Annotated in this window: 20 protein-coding genes; 11 read left to right on the top strand and 9 right to left on the bottom strand. The window is 58.4% G+C overall.

Annotated features, from left to right (window positions below; all coding sequences use genetic code 11):
* From AC1ME2_RS14850 to ppx, 4 genes are all read left to right on the top strand, one after another.
* Nucleotides 1-666, top strand: a complete 666-nt coding sequence (locus tag AC1ME2_RS14850) for an amino acid ABC transporter permease (protein WP_480434847.1) — start codon at nt 1-3, stop codon at nt 664-666.
* Nucleotides 663-1,313, top strand: a complete 651-nt coding sequence (locus AC1ME2_RS14845) for an amino acid ABC transporter permease (protein WP_480434846.1) — start codon at nt 663-665, stop codon at nt 1,311-1,313. The genes AC1ME2_RS14850 and AC1ME2_RS14845 overlap by 4 nt, the downstream gene beginning before the upstream one ends.
* The gene (locus AC1ME2_RS14840) at nt 1,300-2,037 is read left to right on the top strand and encodes an amino acid ABC transporter ATP-binding protein (RefSeq protein WP_480434845.1); all 738 of its coding nucleotides are present in this window, start codon (nt 1,300-1,302) and stop codon (nt 2,035-2,037) included. The genes AC1ME2_RS14845 and AC1ME2_RS14840 overlap by 14 nt, the downstream gene beginning before the upstream one ends.
* Before the next feature lie 196 nt (nt 2,038-2,233).
* Nucleotides 2,234-3,736: an exopolyphosphatase gene (ppx, locus tag AC1ME2_RS14835; protein ID WP_480434844.1), complete on the top strand. Its 1,503-nt coding sequence runs from the start codon at nt 2,234-2,236 to the stop codon at nt 3,734-3,736.
* On the opposite strand, the gene ppk1 is transcribed toward ppx, so the two are convergent.
* Both ppk1 and hemB read right to left on the bottom strand, forming a co-directional pair.
* Nucleotides 3,723-5,936, bottom strand: a complete 2,214-nt coding sequence (ppk1, locus tag AC1ME2_RS14830; RefSeq protein WP_480434843.1) for a polyphosphate kinase 1 — start codon at nt 5,934-5,936, stop codon at nt 3,723-3,725. The genes ppx and ppk1 overlap by 14 nt on opposite strands.
* 18 nt (nt 5,937-5,954) lie before the next feature.
* Nucleotides 5,955-6,965, bottom strand: a complete 1,011-nt coding sequence (hemB, locus tag AC1ME2_RS14825; protein ID WP_480434842.1) for a porphobilinogen synthase — start codon at nt 6,963-6,965, stop codon at nt 5,955-5,957.
* A gap of 207 nt (nt 6,966-7,172) precedes the next feature.
* On the opposite strand from hemB, the gene AC1ME2_RS14820 reads away from it, so the two are divergent.
* Nucleotides 7,173-7,793, top strand: coding sequence for a DedA family protein (locus AC1ME2_RS14820; protein ID WP_480434841.1), 621 nt, complete (start codon nt 7,173-7,175; stop codon nt 7,791-7,793).
* Here the strand turns inward: AC1ME2_RS14820 and AC1ME2_RS14815 are convergent.
* On the bottom strand, nt 7,771-9,009 hold the full coding sequence (locus AC1ME2_RS14815; RefSeq protein ID WP_480434840.1) for a sterol desaturase family protein: 1,239 nt from the start codon (nt 9,007-9,009) through the stop codon (nt 7,771-7,773). The two genes, AC1ME2_RS14820 and AC1ME2_RS14815, sit on opposite strands and share 23 nt — an antisense overlap.
* Nucleotides 9,010-9,180: 171 nt before the next feature.
* On the opposite strand from AC1ME2_RS14815, the gene elbB reads away from it, so the two are divergent.
* The gene (gene elbB, locus AC1ME2_RS14810; protein ID WP_480434839.1) at nt 9,181-9,849 is read left to right on the top strand and encodes an isoprenoid biosynthesis glyoxalase ElbB; all 669 of its coding nucleotides are present in this window, start codon (nt 9,181-9,183) and stop codon (nt 9,847-9,849) included.
* Between the two features lie 161 nt (nt 9,850-10,010).
* Here elbB and AC1ME2_RS14805 read toward each other — a convergent pair whose 3' ends face one another.
* A complete protein-coding gene (locus AC1ME2_RS14805; RefSeq protein ID WP_480434838.1) occupies nt 10,011-10,469 on the bottom strand; it encodes a YaiI/YqxD family protein in 459 nt (152 codons plus the stop codon).
* A 281-nt stretch (nt 10,470-10,750) separates the two neighbouring features.
* On the opposite strand from AC1ME2_RS14805, the gene AC1ME2_RS14800 reads away from it, so the two are divergent.
* The 4 genes from AC1ME2_RS14800 to AC1ME2_RS14785 all read left to right on the top strand — a co-directional run bounded on the left by AC1ME2_RS14800 (nt 10,751) and on the right by AC1ME2_RS14785 (nt 13,962).
* Nucleotides 10,751-12,148 carry a COG3014 family protein gene (locus AC1ME2_RS14800; RefSeq protein WP_480434837.1) on the top strand — a complete coding sequence of 466 codons (1,398 nt, stop codon included), beginning with the start codon at nt 10,751-10,753 and terminating at the stop codon, nt 12,146-12,148.
* Between the two features lie 28 nt (nt 12,149-12,176).
* Nucleotides 12,177-12,548, top strand: a complete 372-nt coding sequence (locus AC1ME2_RS14795) for a YcfL family putative periplasmic lipoprotein (protein ID WP_480434836.1) — start codon at nt 12,177-12,179, stop codon at nt 12,546-12,548.
* Nucleotides 12,549-12,627: 79 nt separating this feature from the next.
* A complete protein-coding gene (lpoB, locus tag AC1ME2_RS14790; protein WP_480434835.1) occupies nt 12,628-13,218 on the top strand; it encodes a penicillin-binding protein activator LpoB in 591 nt (196 codons plus the stop codon).
* 3 nt (nt 13,219-13,221) lie between these two features.
* Nucleotides 13,222-13,962, top strand: a complete 741-nt coding sequence (locus AC1ME2_RS14785) for a penicillin-binding protein activator LpoB (protein WP_480434834.1) — start codon at nt 13,222-13,224, stop codon at nt 13,960-13,962.
* Here AC1ME2_RS14785 and AC1ME2_RS14780 read toward each other — a convergent pair.
* From AC1ME2_RS14780 to AC1ME2_RS14765, 4 genes are all read right to left on the bottom strand, one after another.
* The gene (locus tag AC1ME2_RS14780) at nt 13,959-14,867 is read right to left on the bottom strand and encodes a LysR family transcriptional regulator (protein ID WP_480434833.1); all 909 of its coding nucleotides are present in this window, start codon (nt 14,865-14,867) and stop codon (nt 13,959-13,961) included. The genes AC1ME2_RS14785 and AC1ME2_RS14780 overlap by 4 nt on opposite strands.
* 45 nt (nt 14,868-14,912) lie before the next feature.
* The gene (locus tag AC1ME2_RS14775; RefSeq protein WP_480434832.1) at nt 14,913-15,647 is read right to left on the bottom strand and encodes a cysteine hydrolase family protein; all 735 of its coding nucleotides are present in this window, start codon (nt 15,645-15,647) and stop codon (nt 14,913-14,915) included.
* A 120-nt stretch (nt 15,648-15,767) separates the two neighbouring features.
* Nucleotides 15,768-16,400, bottom strand: coding sequence for a LysE family transporter (locus AC1ME2_RS14770; protein ID WP_480434831.1), 633 nt, complete (start codon nt 16,398-16,400; stop codon nt 15,768-15,770).
* Between the two features lie 110 nt (nt 16,401-16,510).
* The gene (locus tag AC1ME2_RS14765) at nt 16,511-18,421 is read right to left on the bottom strand and encodes an ATP-binding cassette domain-containing protein (protein ID WP_480434830.1); all 1,911 of its coding nucleotides are present in this window, start codon (nt 18,419-18,421) and stop codon (nt 16,511-16,513) included.
* Between the two features lie 46 nt (nt 18,422-18,467).
* On the opposite strand from AC1ME2_RS14765, the gene AC1ME2_RS14760 reads away from it, so the two are divergent.
* Nucleotides 18,468-18,932, top strand: a complete 465-nt coding sequence (locus tag AC1ME2_RS14760; protein ID WP_480434829.1) for a TIGR02444 family protein — start codon at nt 18,468-18,470, stop codon at nt 18,930-18,932.
* Here the strand turns inward: AC1ME2_RS14760 and AC1ME2_RS14755 are convergent.
* A complete protein-coding gene (locus AC1ME2_RS14755; RefSeq protein ID WP_480434828.1) occupies nt 18,929-19,840 on the bottom strand; it encodes an AlgP family protein in 912 nt (303 codons plus the stop codon). The two genes, AC1ME2_RS14760 and AC1ME2_RS14755, sit on opposite strands and share 4 nt — an antisense overlap.
* Nucleotides 19,841-20,028: the final 188 nt, after the last annotated feature.

The raw sequence follows: 20,028 nt of genomic DNA, 5'->3' as shown, positions 1-20,028 counted from the left end.
ATGGCTTATCACCTTAACTTTATACCGGTCCTGCAAAACGCGGATTTGTTGCTGCGCGGGGCCTTGTTCACCCTGGAACTGACTGCCATCGGCACGCTGCTCGGGATCAGCCTGGGCATCGTCGGCGCCGTGGTCAGGGCCTGGAAGATCCAGCCGTTCTCGGCCATTTTCGGGGTGTACGTCGAACTGATCCGCAACACACCGTTTCTGGTGCAGCTATTTTTCATCTTCTTCGGTTTGCCATCGCTGGGTATCCATATCTCAGAATGGCAGGCCGCAGTGCTCGCGATGGTGGTCAACCTCGGTGCTTATTCGACGGAGATCATTCGCGCGGGTATTCAGGCCATCCCGCGCGGCCAACTGGAAGCGGCAGCGGCCCTCGCGATGAGTCGCTTTGAAGCGTTCCGTTACATAGTTCTGATTCCGGCACTGGGCAAGGTTTGGCCGGCCCTGACCAGCCAGATCATCATCGTCATGCTCGGGTCGGCGGTGTGTTCTCAGATCGCCGCTGAAGAATTGAGCTTCGCGGCCAACTTCATTCAGTCCCGCAACTTCCGCTCATTCGAGACCTACATCATCACCACCCTGATTTACCTGTGCATGGCCTTGCTGATCCGGCAACTGCTGGCGTGGATTGGACGTCGCTACATAACGAGGAACGCGTGATGGATTTCACCCTTTGGGACGTCGTGCGCAATCTACTGACGGGACTGCAATGGACACTGGCCTTGTCACTGGTGGCGTTCATCGGCGGCGGGCTGATCGGCCTGCTGGTCATGACGCTGCGCATCTCGGACAAGCGTGCGCCGCGCTGGATCGCAAAAATCTATATCGAACTGTTTCAGGGTACGCCGCTGCTGATGCAGCTGTTTCTGGTGTTCTTCGGTGTGGCATTGTTGGGCATCGACATTTCGCCCTGGCTGGCCGCCGCGCTGGCACTGACGTTATTCACCAGCGCGTACCTGGCTGAAATCTGGCGTGGCTGCGTCGAGTCAATAGCTCATGGTCAATGGGAAGCATCCGCCAGCCTCGCGCTGTCGCCTTTCGAGCAACTGCGTTACGTGATCCTGCCGCAGGCCCTGCGCATTGCCGTGGCACCGACCGTCGGATTCTCGGTGCAGGTGGTCAAGGGCACCGCCGTAACGTCGATCATCGGCTTCACCGAGCTGACCAAGACCGGCGGCATGCTCGCCAATGCCACCTTCGAGCCGTTCATGGTCTACGGCTTTGTCGCCCTGGGCTACTTCATCCTCTGCTACCCCTTGTCCCTCAGTGCCCGCTATCTGGAAAGGAGACTGCATGCCCCTGCTTAGAATTTCTGCCCTGCATAAATATTACGGCGATCACCATGTACTCAAGGGCATCGACCTTACTGTCGAGGAAGGCCAGGTCGTGGCGATCATCGGCCGCAGCGGCTCAGGCAAAAGCACGCTGCTACGCACGCTGAACGGGCTGGAGTCGATCAACGACGGCGTGATTGAAGTCGATGGCGAATACCTCGACGCCGCGCGCGCCGACCTGCGCACATTGCGCCAGAAAGTCGGGATGGTTTTTCAGCAGTTCAATTTGTTTCCGCACCTGAGCGTCGGCGAAAACGTGATGCTGGCGCCACAAGTGGTACAGAAAGTACCCAAAGCCGACGCCGTCAGGCTCGCGAGGAAGATGCTGGAGCGCGTGGGCCTCGGGGAAAAGTTCGATGCGTTCCCGGACCGTCTGTCCGGCGGCCAGCAGCAGCGCGTGGCCATTGCTCGCGCCCTGGCGATGTCGCCTAAAGTGCTGCTGTGCGATGAAATCACCTCGGCGCTCGACCCTGAACTGGTCAACGAAGTGCTCAGCGTGGTGCGCCAATTGGCCAGCGATGGCATGACCCTGATCATGGTGACCCACGAAATGCGCTTTGCCCGTGAAGTCGGTGACAAGCTGGTGTTCATGCACGAAGGCAAGGTGCATGAGGTCGGCGACCCGAAGATCCTCTTCGCCAACCCGCGCACGCCGGAACTGGCGAATTTCATCGGTTCGGTGGAGCAAGGCGCCTGACAGGACTTCTTCGCGAATGAGACTCCGCGTCCCGATTGCTCCCACATCAATGTGTGCGGAAGTTTCCATTCAGCGTGTGTGGCCGCCAATTTATTCGCATATGACCTGACGCGGACGGCTTGACGCGACGCTTCGCGTTGGCGGCAGAGGTGGATCGTGGCAGGATGGCTGGGTTATCGACCGAGACCCAATGATCATGCCGCCATCCCCACCCAAGAATCTTTCCTTGATCGCCGCCATCGACCTAGGCTCGAACAGCTTTCATATGGTCGTGGCCAAAGCCAATCTTGGCGAAATCCGGATATTAGAGCGGCTGGGCGAGAAGGTTCAGCTGGCGGCCGGGATCACTGAAGAGCGCCAGCTCACCGAAGAATCCATGCAGCGCGGGCTCGATTGCCTCAAGCGCTTTGCCCAACTGATCAACGGCATGGAGCCTGGCTCGGTACGAATCGTGGGCACCAATGCCCTGCGTGAAGCACGCAACCGTATAGAGTTCATTCGCCGTGCCGAAGAGATCCTTGGCCATCCGGTAGAAGTGATCTCTGGCCGTGAAGAAGCCCGCCTGATCTACCTCGGCGTGTCCCATACGCTGGCCGATGCACCCGGCAAACGCCTGGTGGCCGACATCGGTGGCGGCAGTACCGAATTCATCATCGGCCAGCGTTTCGAACCGCTGCTCCGCGAAAGCCTGCAGATGGGCTGCGTCAGCTATACCCAGCGCTATTTCCGAGACGGCAAGATCAGCCCGGCCCGCTATGCCCAGGCTTATACGGCAGCGCGCCTGGAAATCATGAGCATCGAACATGCACTGCATCGCCTGAGCTGGGATGAAGCCATCGGTTCGTCCGGAACCATCCGCGCCATAGGCCTGGCACTCAAGGCGGGCGGACACGGCACGGGCGAAGTCAACGCCGAGGGTCTGGCGTGGCTCAAGCGTAAGCTGTTCAAACTCGGTGATGTCGAGAAAATCGACTTTGACGGCATCAAGCCTGACCGTCGGGCGATTTTCCCGGCAGGCCTGGCGATTCTCGAGGCGATTTTCGATGCATTGGAACTCAGCCGCATGGATCACTGTGAAGGCGCACTGCGTGAAGGTGTGCTCTATGACCTGATGGGCCGCTATCACCACGAAGACGTCCGCGAACGCACCCTGAGCTCGCTGATGGAGCGTTACCACGTCGACCTTGAACAGGCTGCCCGTGTCGAACGCAAAGCCCTGCACGCCCTTGAGCAAGTCGCAGGGGCCTGGGGCCTGGAAGACGATCTGTATCGCGAGCTGTTGACTTGGGCCGCCAAGGTGCATGAAGTGGGGCTGGACATCGCGCACTATCACTACCACAAGCACGGCGCATACCTGATCGAACACTCGGACCTGGCCGGTTTCTCCCGCGAAGATCAACTAATGCTGGCCCTGCTGGTGCGTGGCCACCGCCGCAATATTCCCAAGGACAAGTTTGCCGAGTTCGGCGATGAAGGCATCAAGCTGATTCGCCTGTGCGTGCTGCTGCGCTTTGCGATCCTGTTCCATCACATTCGTGGCACCCAAGAGATGCCGCAAGTGACCCTGCACGCAAACGGTCAGAACCTGGACGCACTGTTCCCGGACAACTGGCTGGAAAACAACCAACTGACTCAGGCCGACTTCGCGCAGGAAGCGGAGTGGTTGGCCCGAGTCGGCATCGTCTTCAGCGTACGCTGAGGACCGGGTTGCTCAGGCGCTCAAGCAGGGTTGCCTGGGCGCTGCGCGGGTTCTGGTTGCCGGTTGGCGTGCTGCGGACGTAACGACCGTCCGAGTGCAGGATCCAGGCATGGGTGTTGTCCGTCAGGTAACTTTCCAGCTCCTTCTTGACCCGCAGAATCAACTTTTTGCCCTCGACCGGGAAGCAAGTCTCGACGCGCTTGTCGAGGTTGCGCTCCATCCAGTCAGCGCTGGACAGGAACATCTGCTCTTCGCCGCCATTGAGGAAGTAGAAGACCCGCGTGTGCTCCAGGAAGCGCCCGATGATCGAGCGCACATAGATGTTGTGCGAAACGCCAGCAATTCCCGGACGCAGGCAGCACATGCCCCGCACCACCAAATCGATACGCACGCCAGACTGGCTGGCCTTGTACAACGCGCGAATGATCTTCGGATCAGTCAGTGAGTTGAACTTGGCAATGATGTGGGCAGGCTTGCCATCGAGCGCGAACTGCGTTTCGCGGGCAATCATGTCGAGCATGCCTTTTTTCAGGGTGAACGGCGCATGCAGCAGCTTCTTCATGCGCAACGTCTTACCCATGCCGATCAACTGGCTGAACAGCTTGCCGACGTCCTCGCACAACGCATCGTCGGAAGTCAGCAAGCTGTAGTCGGTATACAGACGGGCGTTGCCGGCGTGGTAGTTACCGGTGCCCAAGTGGGCGTAACGCACGATTTCCCCGGCCTCACGGCGCAGGATCAGCATCATTTTGGCGTGGGTCTTGAAGCCGACCACACCATAGATCACCACCGCACCGGCCGCTTGCAGACGGCTGGCCAGTTGCAGGTTGGATTCTTCATCGAAACGCGCACGCAACTCGATCACTGCCGTGACTTCTTTGCCGTTACGCGCCGCATCGACCAGCGCATCGACGATTTCCGAGTTGGCGCCGCTGCGGTACAGGGTCTGCCGGACCGCCAACACGTGCGGATCTTTCGCTGCCTGACGCAGCAGGTCCACCACGGGCGTGAAGGACTCGAACGGGTGCAGCAGCAGAATGTCCTGCTTGCTGATCACGTTGAAAATGTTCTCGCTGTTCTGCAACAGCTTGGGGATCGCCGGGGTGAACGGCGTGTACTGAAGCTCAGGGTGGCTGTCCAGGCTGGTGATACTGAACAGACGCGTGAGGTTGACCGGACCGTTGACGCGATACAGCTCGGTGTCGCTCAGGTTGAACTGTTTGAGCAAGTAGTCGGACAGGTGTTTCGGGCACGTATCAGCGACTTCCAGACGCACCGCATCGCCATAGCGACGCGAGAATAGCTCGCCGCGCAGGGCACGGGCCAAGTCTTCGACGTCCTCGGTATCGACCGCCAAGTCAGCGTTTCGGGTCAGACGGAACTGATAGCAGCCCTTGACCTTCATGCCTTGGAACAGGTCATCGGCGTGAGCGTGGATCATCGACGACAGGAAGACATAGTTATCCCCTGCCCCACCGACCTCTTCTGGAACCTTGATGACGCGCGGCAACAGACGCGGTGCCGGGATGATAGCCAGCCCGGAATCACGACCAAAGGCGTCAATGCCTTCCAGCTCGACGATAAAGTTAAGGCTCTTGTTCACCAGCAACGGGAACGGGTGCGTTGGGTCAAGCCCAATCGGGGTAATGATCGGTGCGATCTCGTCACGGAAATAGCGACGAACCCAGGCCTTGAGCTTCGCCGTCCAGTAACGACGACGAATGAAGCGAACCTGATGTTTTTCCAGCTCTGGCAACAGAATGTCGTTGAGGATCGCGTATTGGCGATCAACGTGACCATGTACCAGCTCGCTGATCCTTGCCAGCGCCTGATGCGGCTGCAGACCGTCTGCGCCCGCCTGTTCGCGAGCAAAGGTGATCTGTTTTTTCAGACCGGCGACACGAATCTCGAAGAACTCATCGAGGTTACTGGAGAAAATCAGCAGAAACTTCAGCCGCTCCAATAACGGATAAGACTCATCCAGTGCCTGTTCCAGTACACGAATGTTGAACTGCAGTTGCGACAGTTCGCGATGAATGTACAGGCTGATGTCGTCCAGATTCGGGACGACGATGGCCTGCGCCACCGGCGCGGGTGGCACTTCAGGAGCGGGCAGCACTTCAATGCTTGGCTCAACCACCGGCTGAGCGTCCTGGACGGCGATCTGAACAGCTGCTTCGGTGAGTCCTTCGGTATTCATGGGTGTTCCTGATAGGGACTATTGCCCTTTTAACAGTTGAGCAGCACGAACGGCGAAATAAGTAAGAATGCCGTCAGCACCTGCACGTTTAAAAGCGGTGAGGGATTCGAGAATCACAGCCTCACTCAGCCAACCATTCTGGATCGCGGCCATGTGCATCGCGTATTCACCGCTGACCTGATAGACGAAGGTCGGTACTTTGAATTCGTCTTTGACCCGGTAAAGGATGTCCAGGTAAGGCATACCTGGCTTGACCATCACCATATCAGCCCCTTCAGACAAGTCGGCCGCCACTTCGTGCAGCGCCTCGTTGCTGTTGGCAGGGTCCATTTGATAGGACGCCTTGTTCGCTTTACCCAGGTTCAGCGCCGACCCCACCGCATCGCGGAACGGACCGTAGTAGGCGCTGGCGTATTTCGCCGAGTACGCCATGATCCGCACATTGACGTGATCGGCAAGCTCCAAGGCTTCGCGGATCGCCTGAATGCGACCGTCCATCATGTCAGAAGGCGCAACCACTTGCGCGCCGGCAGCGGCATGGGACAACGCTTGCTTGACCAGCGCATCGACGGTGATGTCGTTTTGTACATAGCCGTCTTCGTCGAGGATGCCATCTTGACCGTGCGTGGTAAACGGATCGAGGGCAACATCGGTGATCACACCCAGCTCAGGGAAGCGATCACGGAGCGCACGAGTGGCACGCTGAGCGATCCCCTCAGGGTTCCAGGCTTCAGCGCCATCAAGGGATTTTTTCTCAGGCGCGGTCACGGGAAACAACGCCAACGCCGGAATGCCCAACGCCACCCACTGCTCCGCTTCCTGCAACAGCAAATCAATGCTCAGTCGCTCAACGCCCGGCATCGACGAAATCGTTTCACGACGGTTCTCACCATCGAGGACAAAAACCGGAAGGATCAGATCGTCGACGGTCAGTACGTTTTCACGGACCAGTCGGCGGGAAAAATCGTCGCGACGATTGCGACGCAAACGGGTAAGAGGAAACAAGCGGTTGGCGGGGGTAAAGCTCACGGCAAGACTCCTGAGCCCGCGCAGGCGGGCAAGCGTGACAGTTATAAGCCACCATTATGACCAATGTATGACCGCTATGGCTAACCTGCGACGGTAGGACGCAACCATTGTCTCCGTAGGAATTCTTCACGTCGAGACACATATCCACACTTTCCTGAATGTCTTCTAGGCGTTAGGCTGCGCGTTCATTTCGCCAGCACCCAGACAATGCTCCAACATTTTTTGCAGGAATTTGGCTACTTCGCCCTCTTTCTTGGAACCTTTTTTGAAGGTGAGACGATCCTTGTTCTCGCCGGCTTTCTTGCGTTCCGGGGTTACATGGATATCAACCTGGTCGTGGTTGTGGCTTTCTTGGGAAGCTACGCCGGTGATCAGCTCTGGTACTTCCTGGGGCGTAAGCACGGCCGCAAGTTACTGGCACGCAAGCCGCGCTGGCAGTTGCTGGGTGACAAAGCCCTGGAGCACATTCGCAAACACCCGGATATCTGGGTGCTGAGCTTTCGCTTCGTCTACGGGTTGCGCACGGTCATGCCGGTGGCGATCGGCCTGTCAGGTTATCCGCCAGGGCGCTACTTGCTGCTGAACGGTCTGGGTGCCGGCGTCTGGGCGGCGGCACTGGGTGCGGCCGCTTATCACTTCGGCGCGTTACTCGAAGGACTGCTGGGCAACGTCAAGAAATACGAGCTTTGGGTGCTTGGCGCCCTGCTCATCCTCGGTGGTGTTCTGTGGCTGCGACGACGGATCAAAGCCGCGCGTATCGCCAAAGAGCTGGAATCGATTTCTTGCAAAGTTGCCACCGTCGACGTCAAGAACCAGCCAAGCGACTGAAATGTCCGCGAGCGCAATACAGCCCCATTGCGCTCAGCAGCACGTACGTCAGCAGCGCCACCCAACCCAGCGAACTCACCGTCCAAAGCCCCACCGACTGCGCCAGCCCCATCAGCGGCAGGTTCAGCCCCAGCCGGGCACACTCAAGCTTGATCGCCCAAGGCCGGTTCTCCAGTGCCACGCCGAGCACAAACAACCCAAACGTCACCCAGACCCAGCCGAGTATCAGTGCCGGCATAGGCAAGCTGTCGCCCATCCCCAACAGGTAGCTGCCCAGCGCGGCATGGAGGGCGAACTGCACGGTGACATAGACCTGCTGCGACAGACTTAATGACACCTCGAATTTACGGAACTGGCTCAGGTCGGCCTTGGCCTGCGGGTACTTCGCCGCGACATCGGCCGGGCGCCAACCGGTGCGCATGAACCAGATCCGCAGCGAGTCCCACCGGCTCTCGGCACGCCGTGCGTCGGCAGCCAGCTGGGCATAAAACTGCACATTCGCCCACAACGGATTCCAGCTCGCGAGGGGCGTGGTCACGCCAAAAACCGTCGGATCACTGTCCAGCTCTTCCTGGAAAGAACCCAACAATCTGTCCCAGACAATGAACACCCCGCCATAGTTACGATCCATGTAAACAGGGTTCTGCGCATGGTGGACGCGATGATTGGACGGGGTAACGAACACCCATTCGAACCCGCCCAGCTTCGGGATGTGACGGGTATGCACCCAAAATTGATACAGCAGATTGAGCGCCGCGACGCTGACAAAAACCAGCAACGGCACGCCCAGCACCGCTAGCGGCAAGTAGAAAATCCAGCTGAACAGAAAGCCGGTACTGGTCTGGCGCAGGGCCGTGGAGAGGTTGTAATCCTCGCTCTGGTGATGCACCGAATGCGCCGCCCACAACACGTTGCGCTCGTGTCCCATACGGTGGAGCCAGTAATAGCAGAAGTCGTACAGCACGAAGGCAAACACCCAAACCCACGGACTGTCGGGCGAAAGCTGCCACAGCGACAGATGTTCAAGGGCAAACGCGTAGGTCAGCAGGCCGACGCCCTTGGTCAGCAAGCCGCTGGTAGTCGACAACACACCTGTACTCAGGCTGTTGATCGCGTCGGACAGGCGATAGGTGCTGACCTTGCGCCATCGGTCAGCCAGCAACTCCACGGCGATCAGCACGAAGAAGAACGGTACGGCGTACAGAATGAGATTCATGGGGTTGCCACTTAAGAGACCTATTGCCAAAGATTAGGCGCGGCTCGGCCAAAACCCTATGGCAGCGAGTGACAAATTAGTGGACATTTAACGACATTCTCGTCGCAGTTTTTTCAGGAAACGGCAGGCGTACGGATCACCCGACCGGCGCCATGAACAGGAGCAAACGCTATGCAAAAGAAAGTGGCAGTGATTCTTTCCGGCTGTGGCGTCCAGGATGGAGCGGAGATCCATGAGAGCGTCCTCACACTCCTGCGCCTGGACCAGCGCGGCGTCGAGGTTCAATGTTTTGCCCCCGACATTGCGCAATACCATGTGATCAACCACCTGACGGGCGAAGAAATGCCTGAATCGCGCAACGTCCTGATCGAGTCCGCACGCATTGCCCGTGGCGCGATCAAGGACATCCGCGAGGCCAATGCAGAGGATTTTGATGCGCTGATCATGCCGGGCGGATTTGGCGTGGCAAAAAACCTGTCTAATTTCGCCTTCGAAGGCGTCCATTGCAGCCTGCAGCCTGAGCTTCTGACGCTGGCCGAAGCCTTTGCCGAATCAGGGAAGCCCATAGGGTTGATCTGCATCTCCCCCGCGCTGGCCGCAAAAATTTATGGGCCAGGCGTGACCTGCACCATCGGCAACGACCCGGACACCGCCAAGGCCATCTGCAAAATGGGCGGCACCCACAAAGAGTGCGCAGTCGACGAGATTGTCGAGGACACCGCACGCAAGCTGGTCAGCACCCCCGCCTACATGACCGCCCAGTCAATCAGCGAAGCAGCGGCCGGGATCAACAAGCTGGTGGATCGAGTGATTGAGTTGACGCAGGAAAACGAAGATTAACGCTGAGAGCTGCCCAATCCCGTCCCCCTGTAGGAACGAATTTATTCGCGAAGAGGCCGGCACATCCAACATCATCGGCGCCTGACCCAACGCACTCGCGAATGAATTCGCACACAAGGGCTCCGAGGCTGAGATTGGCTGTCAGGGTCCAACCACAAGACTTAAGGGTATTCCCGCACCAACCGCGTCAGAATCCGGTCCAGCGCATTGGCGAATGCTTGTTTTTCGCGATCACCATGGGGCGCTGGGCCACCGCTCATCTGCCCCTGATCGCGCAGGTCAGTGAACAGGTTTCGCACCGCCAGACGATCACCCATGTTCTGCGGATCAAACTCGCGGCCCCGGGGGTCGAGTGCCGCGACGCCTTTTTTGATCAGCCGGTCCGCCAACGGCACATCGCTGCAAATCACCAGCTCACCGGGCACCGCATGCTCGACCAGATAATCGTCCGCCGCGTCTGGCCCGCTGGGCACCACAATCAATTTGACGCACGCATACGTCGGCTTGATCTGGCTTTGCCCGGCCACCAACAACACCTCGAAATGACGCTTCAAAGCGAACTTGATGATTTGGTCTTTAGCCGCCCGAGGGCAAGCGTCAGCATCGATCCAGACGCGCATATCGTGGTTTTCCTAACTAAATACCTGAAGGTCGTTTCGATCTTATCGCAGGCAAGGACTAGGCGTCCCCCCCGCCCCTACAAGGGATTGCGATGACGTGCGGTGGCCGTGCGCTGATTAGTCGCTTTAATTAATATCAATAAGCCATTGTTTGGCCACCCATCCGCCCTATAATCGCCACCACTTCACGCCCGGCAGCTATGCGCTGCTTCGCCAAAAGGACTTGCCCAGCCGGAGCCTATTGCCCGGTTGTCGACTTTCAGGGATAGAGAGAATTCTGTATGTCATCTCGTGCATCGATCACTCTGGTGCTGCTTGCCGCTGTGCAATTGGCTGGCTGTGCAGCCTTCCGCAGCTACGACACCGAACTTAAAGAAACCAGTCAGCAAATGTCCGTGGGCAACATTGACGGCTCGCTGGCGCTCCTGGAAAAGAACAACACGGGCGAAGACAAAGACCTGCTGTACTACTTTGAAAAGGGCGAGTTGCTGCGTTCAAAAGGCGATATCGCTGGTAGCCAGACCGCCTGGCGGGCAGCCGACCATGTGGTATTCACGTGGGAAGAGTCGGTCAAGTTCGACTCTGATAAATACCTGAGCCAATTCGGCAGTTTTCTGGTCAATGACAAGGTTCGTCGTTACGAAGGCTATGACTACGAAAAGGTCATGCTGACCACGGAGATGGCCCTTAACCTGCTGGCCCTGAACGACTTCGAAGGGGCGCGCACCGAGATCAAGAAGACCCACGAACGTGAGGCCGTGATCGCTGAGTTGCGCGACAAGGAATACCTCAAGAGTGAGCAGGAAGCCCAAAACCGTGGTGTCAAAACCGAGTACAAAGACCTTAAGGGTTACCCGGTAGAAAGCCTTAACGCCCCAGAAGTCGTCGGCTTGAAAAACAGCTATCAGAGTGCGTTCAGTCATTACCTTTCCGGTTTCGTATACGAAGCCTTGGGTGAACGTGGCCTGGCAGCACCGGGCTATCGCAAGGCAGCAGAACTTCGTCCCAACACCCCGCTGCTCGACCAGGCGCTGCTGAATCTGGATAGCGCCGCCAGCACCAACACAGACAGCGACGTACTCATCGTCGTGCAAAGCGGATTCGCCCCGGCCCGTGATTCGATCCGCATCCCGTTGCCCTTGCCTATCAACAACAACCTGGTGATCACGCCGTTGTCATTCCCGGTGATCAAACCGGACACCTCGACCGCCGCGTTCACCCAGATCGGGCTTGATGGCCAGCCACTGAATCTGACCCTGTTGAGCAGCACCACGGATATGTCGCGCCGCGCCCTGCGTGACGACATGCCCGGCATCATCCTGCGCACCTCTGTTCGTGCGATCACCCGTGCCGTAGCGCAAGAGCAGTTGAACAAAGCAAATCCACTGGCCGGGCTGGCGGTAGGTATCGCTTCAGCGATTACCGAAGGCGCCGACACCCGTACCTGGCGCACCCTGCCCAACAGCACCCAAGTGGTCCGGATGCGCCTGAAACAGGGCGAGCACCAACTGAGCCTGCCATCCATTCAGGGTGGCCGTCAGGTGCAGATCAAGGTCGATCAGCGCTATCAGGTCGTCGCAGTGCGCGTCATTGGCAATCAGGTGTACGCCAGCGGTCTTGCTTCATACGTAGTCCCGACGAACGCGCCGCAAGTCGTGGCTGTCATCAAACAACCTTAAGCCAGACAACCTTAAGCGGAGACCGTGTATGCGTATCAAAATCCTCAGCCTGATGGCCTTGGCCCTGCTCGTCGGGTGCGCCACACCCCCTGCGCCGGCACCCGGTAGCGCCGCCAGCAAAATCGCGTCAATGGGCAGCCTGAAGAACACCGAAATCGGGCCTATGCGTGTCGCGCGCGAAAACGGTTTCCTGACCGTGAAGGCTGCGCTGAGCAACACCAGCAGCAGCAATCAAACGCTGTATTACCGCTTCGCCTGGCTCGGCAACGACGGTTTCCCCGTGGCCGATGAGGAAAGCTGGAAGAGCCTGACCCTGTATGGCTCGCAAACCAGTTACCTGACCGCCATCGCACCCGTCCCCAAGGCCACGGACTTCCGGATCGAAGTCAAAACGCCTTGAGTGCTGACACGCGTTGAACCCTGTTTCGCCCCTTTAGCTTCGTCACTAATAGCTTCGTTCAATTCAAGAGAGCCTTCAGATGCCGTTTGCACGCTTTTCACTGGTCGCCGTCATTGCCCTGCTGGTTGGCGGTTGCGCCTCTAATTCACCCGTTCTAGGCGGGAAAAACACCAGCTACGGCGACACAAAAGCCGTTGAACTGGTGACCAACGAATTCGGTTCCACCGATCTGCAAATGATCGCCGAAACCATGACCCGCTCTTTGGCCCAGTCCGGCATTCTCCAGGGTCGCCCGGTGGTGCAAGTCTACGACGTGAAGAACAAGACCAGCGAGTACATCGATACCCGCGAGATCACTACCTCGATCAAGACCCAGTTGATGAAGTCCGGCACCGCCCGCTTTGCCAGCGATAACACCGACCTCCAAAGCCAGGTCGATCAACTCAAGCTGCAGAATCAGAGCGGCCTGTACAAACAATCGACTGTCAGCAAGACCGGCAACATGGTCGCCGCCAAATACCGTTTGGAAGGCTCCATCAGCTCGATCGTCAAGCGCAGCAGTGACGTGAAAGACGTTTTTTACAAATTCAGCCTGCAACTGATCGACGTCGAAAGCGGTCTGGCCGAATGGATGGATGAGAAAGAAATCCGCAAAACCACGGAGCGTTAAGTCATGCGAGCATGGATTGGCATTCTCAGCCTGGTGTGCGCCGTTGGTGCCCAGGCTGCGCCGAAAATCGCAGTCACTGATCTGGCATTCGAGCAACGTGTGGAGCAGTACATCCACACGATTTCCGCGCAGAGTAATATCCAGGCAAACGCCTATCAGGCCAGCGGTTCGGCGAGCTACAACGAATACGAAAGCCGTACCAGCTACATCGAACAGGGTGAGCTGCGTAAATTCAGTGGCGACATCAAGGGCGAGATTCTCAAATCCGGGATGTTCCAGCTAGTCCAGGGCTCGCCCTACACGGCCAACGCCACTGAAAACGTGTATGACGTGATCAAGCGGATCAAAAGCGGTAATTTCAAGGGTGCTGATTTCGTGTTGTTCGGCACCGTGTCGGATATCGACTTCCGCCAGGACATGACCGCGCTGGCCAACACCGACACTCACTCTGCGATTCTGGGCCTGACCCTGGTCGGCGATTTCAGCCTGATCAACACCCGGACCTTCGAGATCACCTCAGCGTTCACCGCGATGGGCGAAGGTCAAGACACCAAACTGGTCAATGGCAATGACCTGCACGTGACCCTCAATCGCGGGCGGGTGGTACGCGACGTGTCCAAATCGATTGGCGAAGATGTTACCCGCCAGTTGAAAGAACAGTTGATTGGCTTTAGTGGCAATGGCGGACCCGCGCTGCCGCGCAACAATTTGCCAAGGGACGAAGCGCCGACGATTTTGCGCTAAGACCTGTAAACGATCGATGTGTAGTAGTCGGCCATGAAGTCCACAAAGGCGCGCACCTTGGGAGCAAGGTGCTTCGCATGGGGGTAAAGCGCGTAGTAGTGAAGCGGCCCCAACGTGTACTGCGGCAGGATTCGCACAAGGTGCCCCCGGTCGATGTCGCTCTGGACAGTCGCCTGCGTAAACGCTGCGATACCCGCCCCCGCCAGTGCAGCCGCATACAACGCACTGACCGTGTCAACTTTGAAGCTACCGGCTGGCATCACACGAACAGGGGCGCCACGCGCAGTGCCGAGCTGCCACGCGGAGGCAGCACCGCCGTGGCCCGAGTAAGCCAATAGCCGATGCCCCTCAAGTGTCTGCACCGTACGAGGCAAACCCCATTCCCGTACATAGGCCGGTGATGCCACCAGCACCTGCTCCGAAACAGCCAGTGTCCGGGCAACCATTGTCGTGTCGGCAAGCGGCCCGGTAATGCGCAGGGCCACATCGAAACGACCCGCGACAAGGTCGACAAACTGGTCATCGCACGACAGATCAAGCTGAATATCAGGGTACCGATGCTGGAAGCCTGGTAACCAACCGCCCAACTCCAATGTCCCAATGACCAGCGGCACGCTGACCCGCAATATGCCGGCGGGCCGTTGATGCTCCCCTGCCATGGCCTGCGCCGCAGCGTCGACACGCTCCAGAATATCGACACAGGACGCGTAGTATTGCTCGCCCGCACTGGTCAGGCTGAATCGCCGGGTGTTTCGGTTGATGAGCTGAACACCCAATTCGACTTCCAACTGCTGCAACTGACGCGAGACCGTCGAGTGCGTGGTGTCCAGGCGCTCAGCTGCGGCCGAAAAACCCTTGGCTTCGACGATGCAACGAAAAGCACGCATGGCAAGCAATTGATTCATGGGGTGAGCCACTCAAAGGTGCCGCTCAAAAACGGGCAATGGACATCAATGCAGCGGTAAATCGATGATTTGCGCAGTGGTCAACACATCACCGAAGGTGTCCTCGATCTCGGCAAGCGCTGCGCGATGCAACGCATCTGCACTGACAGCGTCACCATTGGCTCGCGTGATAGTGCGCGTGGCCGAGGCATCGGATGCTACCACGACCCGATAACCCAGCGGCACCGCATCCCGTGCAGCGCCCGCCACACAGGCATGCGTCATAAGGCCTGAGATAATCACGGTCTTGATACCGGCTTTTTTCAACTGGCTGTCCAGATCAGTGCTGGCAAATACGCTGACCGTGTTTTTTTGCACCTGTTTATCCTGAGCGCGCGGCTTCATGAGCGGGTGGAACTCAACGCCCTCACTCCCTAGCGCAAAGACAGCGGAGTCCTTCGGTGCAACGTGCTGGACATGGATCACCGGCAGCTTGGCCTTGTCGGCGAATTGAATCAGGCGGCGGGTATTTTCCAATGCGTGCATACCGTCGGGTATGGGCATTTTCCCGGTGAAGTATTCGTTCTGGAAATCGATAACGAGCAGCGCCGTAGTCCGCGAATCCAGACGGTCGATCGGCGTCGCACCTGACAGTGCACGAATGGTTGGCTGCGCGTTCACGGCTGGGGTCGCAGCGACGCTCCACTGCGCGGCCGACAAGCTGAACGTCGCCAAAAGCGTTTTCAGTAGCGAAGGAAAAAAGCGGGAGGCTTGAACACGGTTCAGAGAGAGGCTCGACATGGTGGATTCCTGAGTGGGAGTGATTTCACTCCGACCAGTCTATGAGCCCACCGACACCCCAACAACGCACCTATCAAGACATGTCCTGTGCAAAAACTGCACAGGACATGCCGCAGGGAATCAAGCCGTGCCGCGATGGATCGTCGCTAGGAATGCCGCTGCGCCGATGAACAAGCCGGCGAACGTGCGGTTCATCCGGCGCTGCTGCTTAGGCGTGCGCAGCAGGCGCAACACTCGCGAAGCCAACCCGGTATAACCGGCCATCACCGTCAGGTCGACGGCGACCATGGTGGCGCAGATGATAAGGTATTGGGCGAGCAGCGGCTGATGTGGGTCGATGAACTGCGGCAGGATCGCCAGCATGAACACCAGCGCCTTGGGGTTGCTGATATTCACCAGAAAGCCGCGCATGACCAGACTCAAGGGCCGACCAATCGGGCGTACGGCAGAGTCATCGGCCATATCGCTGGGCAGCGCACGCCATTGCTTGATGGCCAGATAGACCAGGTAAAGCACGCCAAACCATTTGATCAGGCTGAAGGCCAGTGCGGACGTCGCAAGGATTGCACCCAAGCCCGCCGCGACAATCGCGATCTGCAACACCAGCGCTAATTGCAGCCCCAGAACGTTCCAGTAGCCGCGCCAGAAACCGTATTGCAAACCGCACGACATGGACGCGATCGCGCCAGCGCCAGGCGACAGGCTGATAACCCAGCAGGCGGCAAAAAATGCCAGCCACGTTTCAAGCAACATCACACACCTCAGGCAAGACCGGAATGCCTTCTAAGCTAATGTTTGCGCCGGAAAATGACTATTCATTTTTTAAGGCCTGCGGGCAAACGCCCAGCAGGCCCATGCGTTGATCAGGACAGGGCTTCCAGCTCGGCCTGCATGCCTTCCAGTAACTCGAGGGCTTCCATCCAGGTTTCTTCCAGATCGGCTTCACGCACCTTCAGCTTGGCTTGATCCGCCAGCAGGTCACGCAGCTTGTCTTTGTTCGCCGCCTCGTAGTTCGCACTGTCGGCCAACGCGGCTTCGACCGTGCTCAGCTTTTCATGCAGCGTGCCGAGGTCGCGTTCGAGCTTGTCGGCCTCGCGCTTGTGCGGTGCCAGCTGTTGGCGCAGCGCCGCAGCCTGTTGGCGCTGGGCTTTCTTATCGGTTTTATCGACATTGACCGGGGTGTTGCTGACCGGCGCATTGCGCAGACGATAGTCCACCAGCCAGCGCGCGTAGTCTTCCAAGTCACCGTCGAAGGTTTGCACCAGACCGTCTGCCACCAACAAAAAATCATCGGTGGTGCTTTTAAGCAGATGCCGATCGTGGGAAACCACCAATACCGCGCCACTGAATTCCTGGAGGGCCATGGTCAGGGCCAGACGCATTTCCAGATCCAGGTGGTTGGTAGGTTCGTCGAGCAGCAACAGGTTCGGCTTGCCCCAGGCGATCAAGGCCAATGCCAGACGCGCTTTTTCGCCGCCGGAGAAGTTCAGCACAGGCTCGTCCAGACGCGGCCCGCGGAAGTCGAAACCACCCAGGAAGTCGCGCAAGGTTTGTTCGCGCTCAGTCGGCGCAATACGTTGCAGGTGCAACAACGGGCTGGCTTTGGAGTCCAGAGAGTCCAACTGGTGCTGAGCGAAGTAGCCAACGATCAGGTTTTCGCCACGCACCAATCGACCGCTCAACGGCTCAAGCTCGCCCGCGAGGTTTTTGATCAGCGTCGATTTACCCGCCCCGTTGGGACCAAGTAAACCGATCCGCGCACCCGGTGTGAGCTGTAATTTGACCTTTTCCAGTACGGCTCTTTCGCCGTAGCCCAGACGCGCATCAGAAAGATCGAGCAGCGGGCTGGAAATTTTATCGGACTCACGGAAGGTGAAGTCGAACGGCGAATCGACATGCGCTGCCGACAACTCTTCCATGCGCTCAAGGGCTTTGATTCGGCTTTGAGCTTGACGGGCCTTGGTCGCCTGAGCCTTGAAGCGCGCAATGAATTTCTCCATATGCGCGCGCTGCACCTGTTGCTTATCGTAGGCTTGCTGCTGCTGGGCCAGACGCTCGGCACGGGCGCGCTCGAAGGCGCTGTAGCCTCCGCGGTAGAGAATGATTTTTTTCTGCTCGACGTGAGCGATGTGATCCACCACCGCATCGAGGAAATCCCTGTCGTGGGAGATCAGCAACAGTGTGCCGGTATAACTTTTAAGCCAGTCTTCGAGCCATAGAATGGCGTCGAGGTCCAAGTGGTTGGTCGGCTCATCGAGCAGCAACAGGTCCGACGGGCACATCAGTGCCTGCGCCAGGTTCAGACGCATCCGCCAGCCACCGGAGAAATCTCCGACCTGACGTTCTGTCTGTTCATTGGTAAAGCCCAACCCGGCGAGCAACTTTCGCGCTCGCGCATCGGCCGTGTAGCCGTCGGCACTGTCCAGCTCGGCATGCAAGCGCGCTTGCGCGGCACCATCATGCGCGGCCTCGGCCGCGGCCAGATCGCCCTGTACCTGGCGCAAGCGCAGGTCGCCGTCGAGAACATAGTCCACGGCCAGCCGATCGAGCGTGTCGACCTCCTGGCGCATGTGGGCAATGCGCCAATCGGCGGGCACGAGGCAGTCGCCGCCATCGGGAGTCAGTTCACCCCGCAGCAAAGCAAACAGGCTCGATTTGCCGGCGCCATTGGCGCCGATCAGGCCGGCTTTATGGCCGGGGTGCAGGGTCAGCTCAGCGTCTTCTAGCAGACGTTGTGGGCCACGCTGTAAAGTCAGGTCTTGAAGTCGAATCATAATGGCGGCGGAGTCTACCAGCTTCGTCCGAAACAAGTAGATGACTATGCCTTCTGATCTGTGGAGTTTCACCCTTATTCTTTATGCCCGCCCGGGTGTGGAAGAGGCATGCTTGCGCCTGCAAGCCAGCGGGGCCAACGTTTGTACGCTGCTGTGTGGTGCCTGGTTGGGGCAACGCGGCGTGGTTTGCACCGCCGACCATTTACGGGAAATCAGACAATTGGCCACACCCTGGCACGATGAAGTGGTGCAACCACTCAGGGTATTGCGCACACGTTGGCGAGCAGCGGCGGCCAATGACGTCGAATGGGGGAAATTGCGCGAGCAGGTAAAGGGGCTGGAACTGGAGGCTGAGCGCGAATTGCTTTCGCGGCTCGAAGCACTGACGCAGGGCTGGTCAGCAGGGACGACGAACGATCTGATGGTGTGGCTGGAAGGTCTTGCAGGCGACGCCGCCCCCCAGAACCGTGACGCGCTGCAGGTGCTGCGCGTCGCGGCGAACCCGCCTTAGGAAGCGCTGGTTGGTGTGGCAGTAGCAGTAGCAGTAGCAGGGGCCGAGGCTGGCGCTGCAGAGGCGCTTGCAACCGGCGCGATGGACGCTGACGGCGCTGCAGGTTTTGCAACGGGCTTGGCAGCCGCTGGTTTTGCAACAATAGGTTTGGCGGCTGGCTTCACTGCGGGCTTGGCAGCCGCTTTGACTGGCGCCTTGGCAACAGGGGCTTTTGCCACAACAGGCTTGGCTGCTGGCTTGGCTGCTGCCGCTTTAGCCGGAGCCTTGACCGCAGGTTTTACGGCTGGCTTGGCAGCAGGTTTAGCGACGCTTGCCGCAACCGCTTTTTTCGCAACAGGTTTAGCTGCAGTTTTGGCGGCCGCAACAGGTGCTTTCGCTGCCGGTTTGGCCGGTGCTTTTGCAGGTGCTTTTGCAGCAGTTTTTACGGGTGCTTTGACGGCCGCTGGTTTAGCCGGAGCTTTGGCGGAGGCTGCAGGTGCAGGAGCTTTTACAGCTACTGGCTTCGCGGCACGCAGACCCAGAGTTTTACTCACGGCCTCTTTGACACGACCCACGCCCTGAGCCAGCTTCAGGCTCTCTTGCGCATCGCGCTTGAGCTGCAGAATGTAGGTGCGGGTTTCAGTCTGACGAGACTTGAGGGCATCAAGCAGTTCTTCAAGTTCAGACACGCCCTGCTTGGCTTTGGCTTGCGCCTTGGCTTTGCCGGCGGTAGCGGCTTCTTGCAATTTGATACGAGTCTTGTGCAGTTTTTCCTGCGCTTTACCGCGTTGCTTTTCCAATTTGGCGAGCATTTTTTCAGCATCAGCCATTGCTTGGGAGCAGGCGTTTTCAAGATGTTCAAGCAGGCTGCTCGAGAGCTGCTGGAGCAAATGCAATGGGGTGTTTACGGGTGTCTTTTTGGCCGACATGACTGACCTCCTGGCTGGCTTGATTGCGGCTCATACTAGACCTCTGCCTGCACCGCCGCTAGGTCATGTTGACAGTAACAACGGCCGTGCGTTTCACGACTGTGTGAAAGTCGAGAGCGAAGGTTGTGACAGCCTCATGAAATTCCCTTTCATACCAGGCAGCACCTTAGCGATTGCACAGGCATAAT

This window comes from Pseudomonas sp. ASL9 (assembly GCF_056680335.1).
The sequence above is the reverse complement of the archived record's forward strand: the minus strand, read 5'-3'. Positions and strand labels throughout refer to the sequence as shown.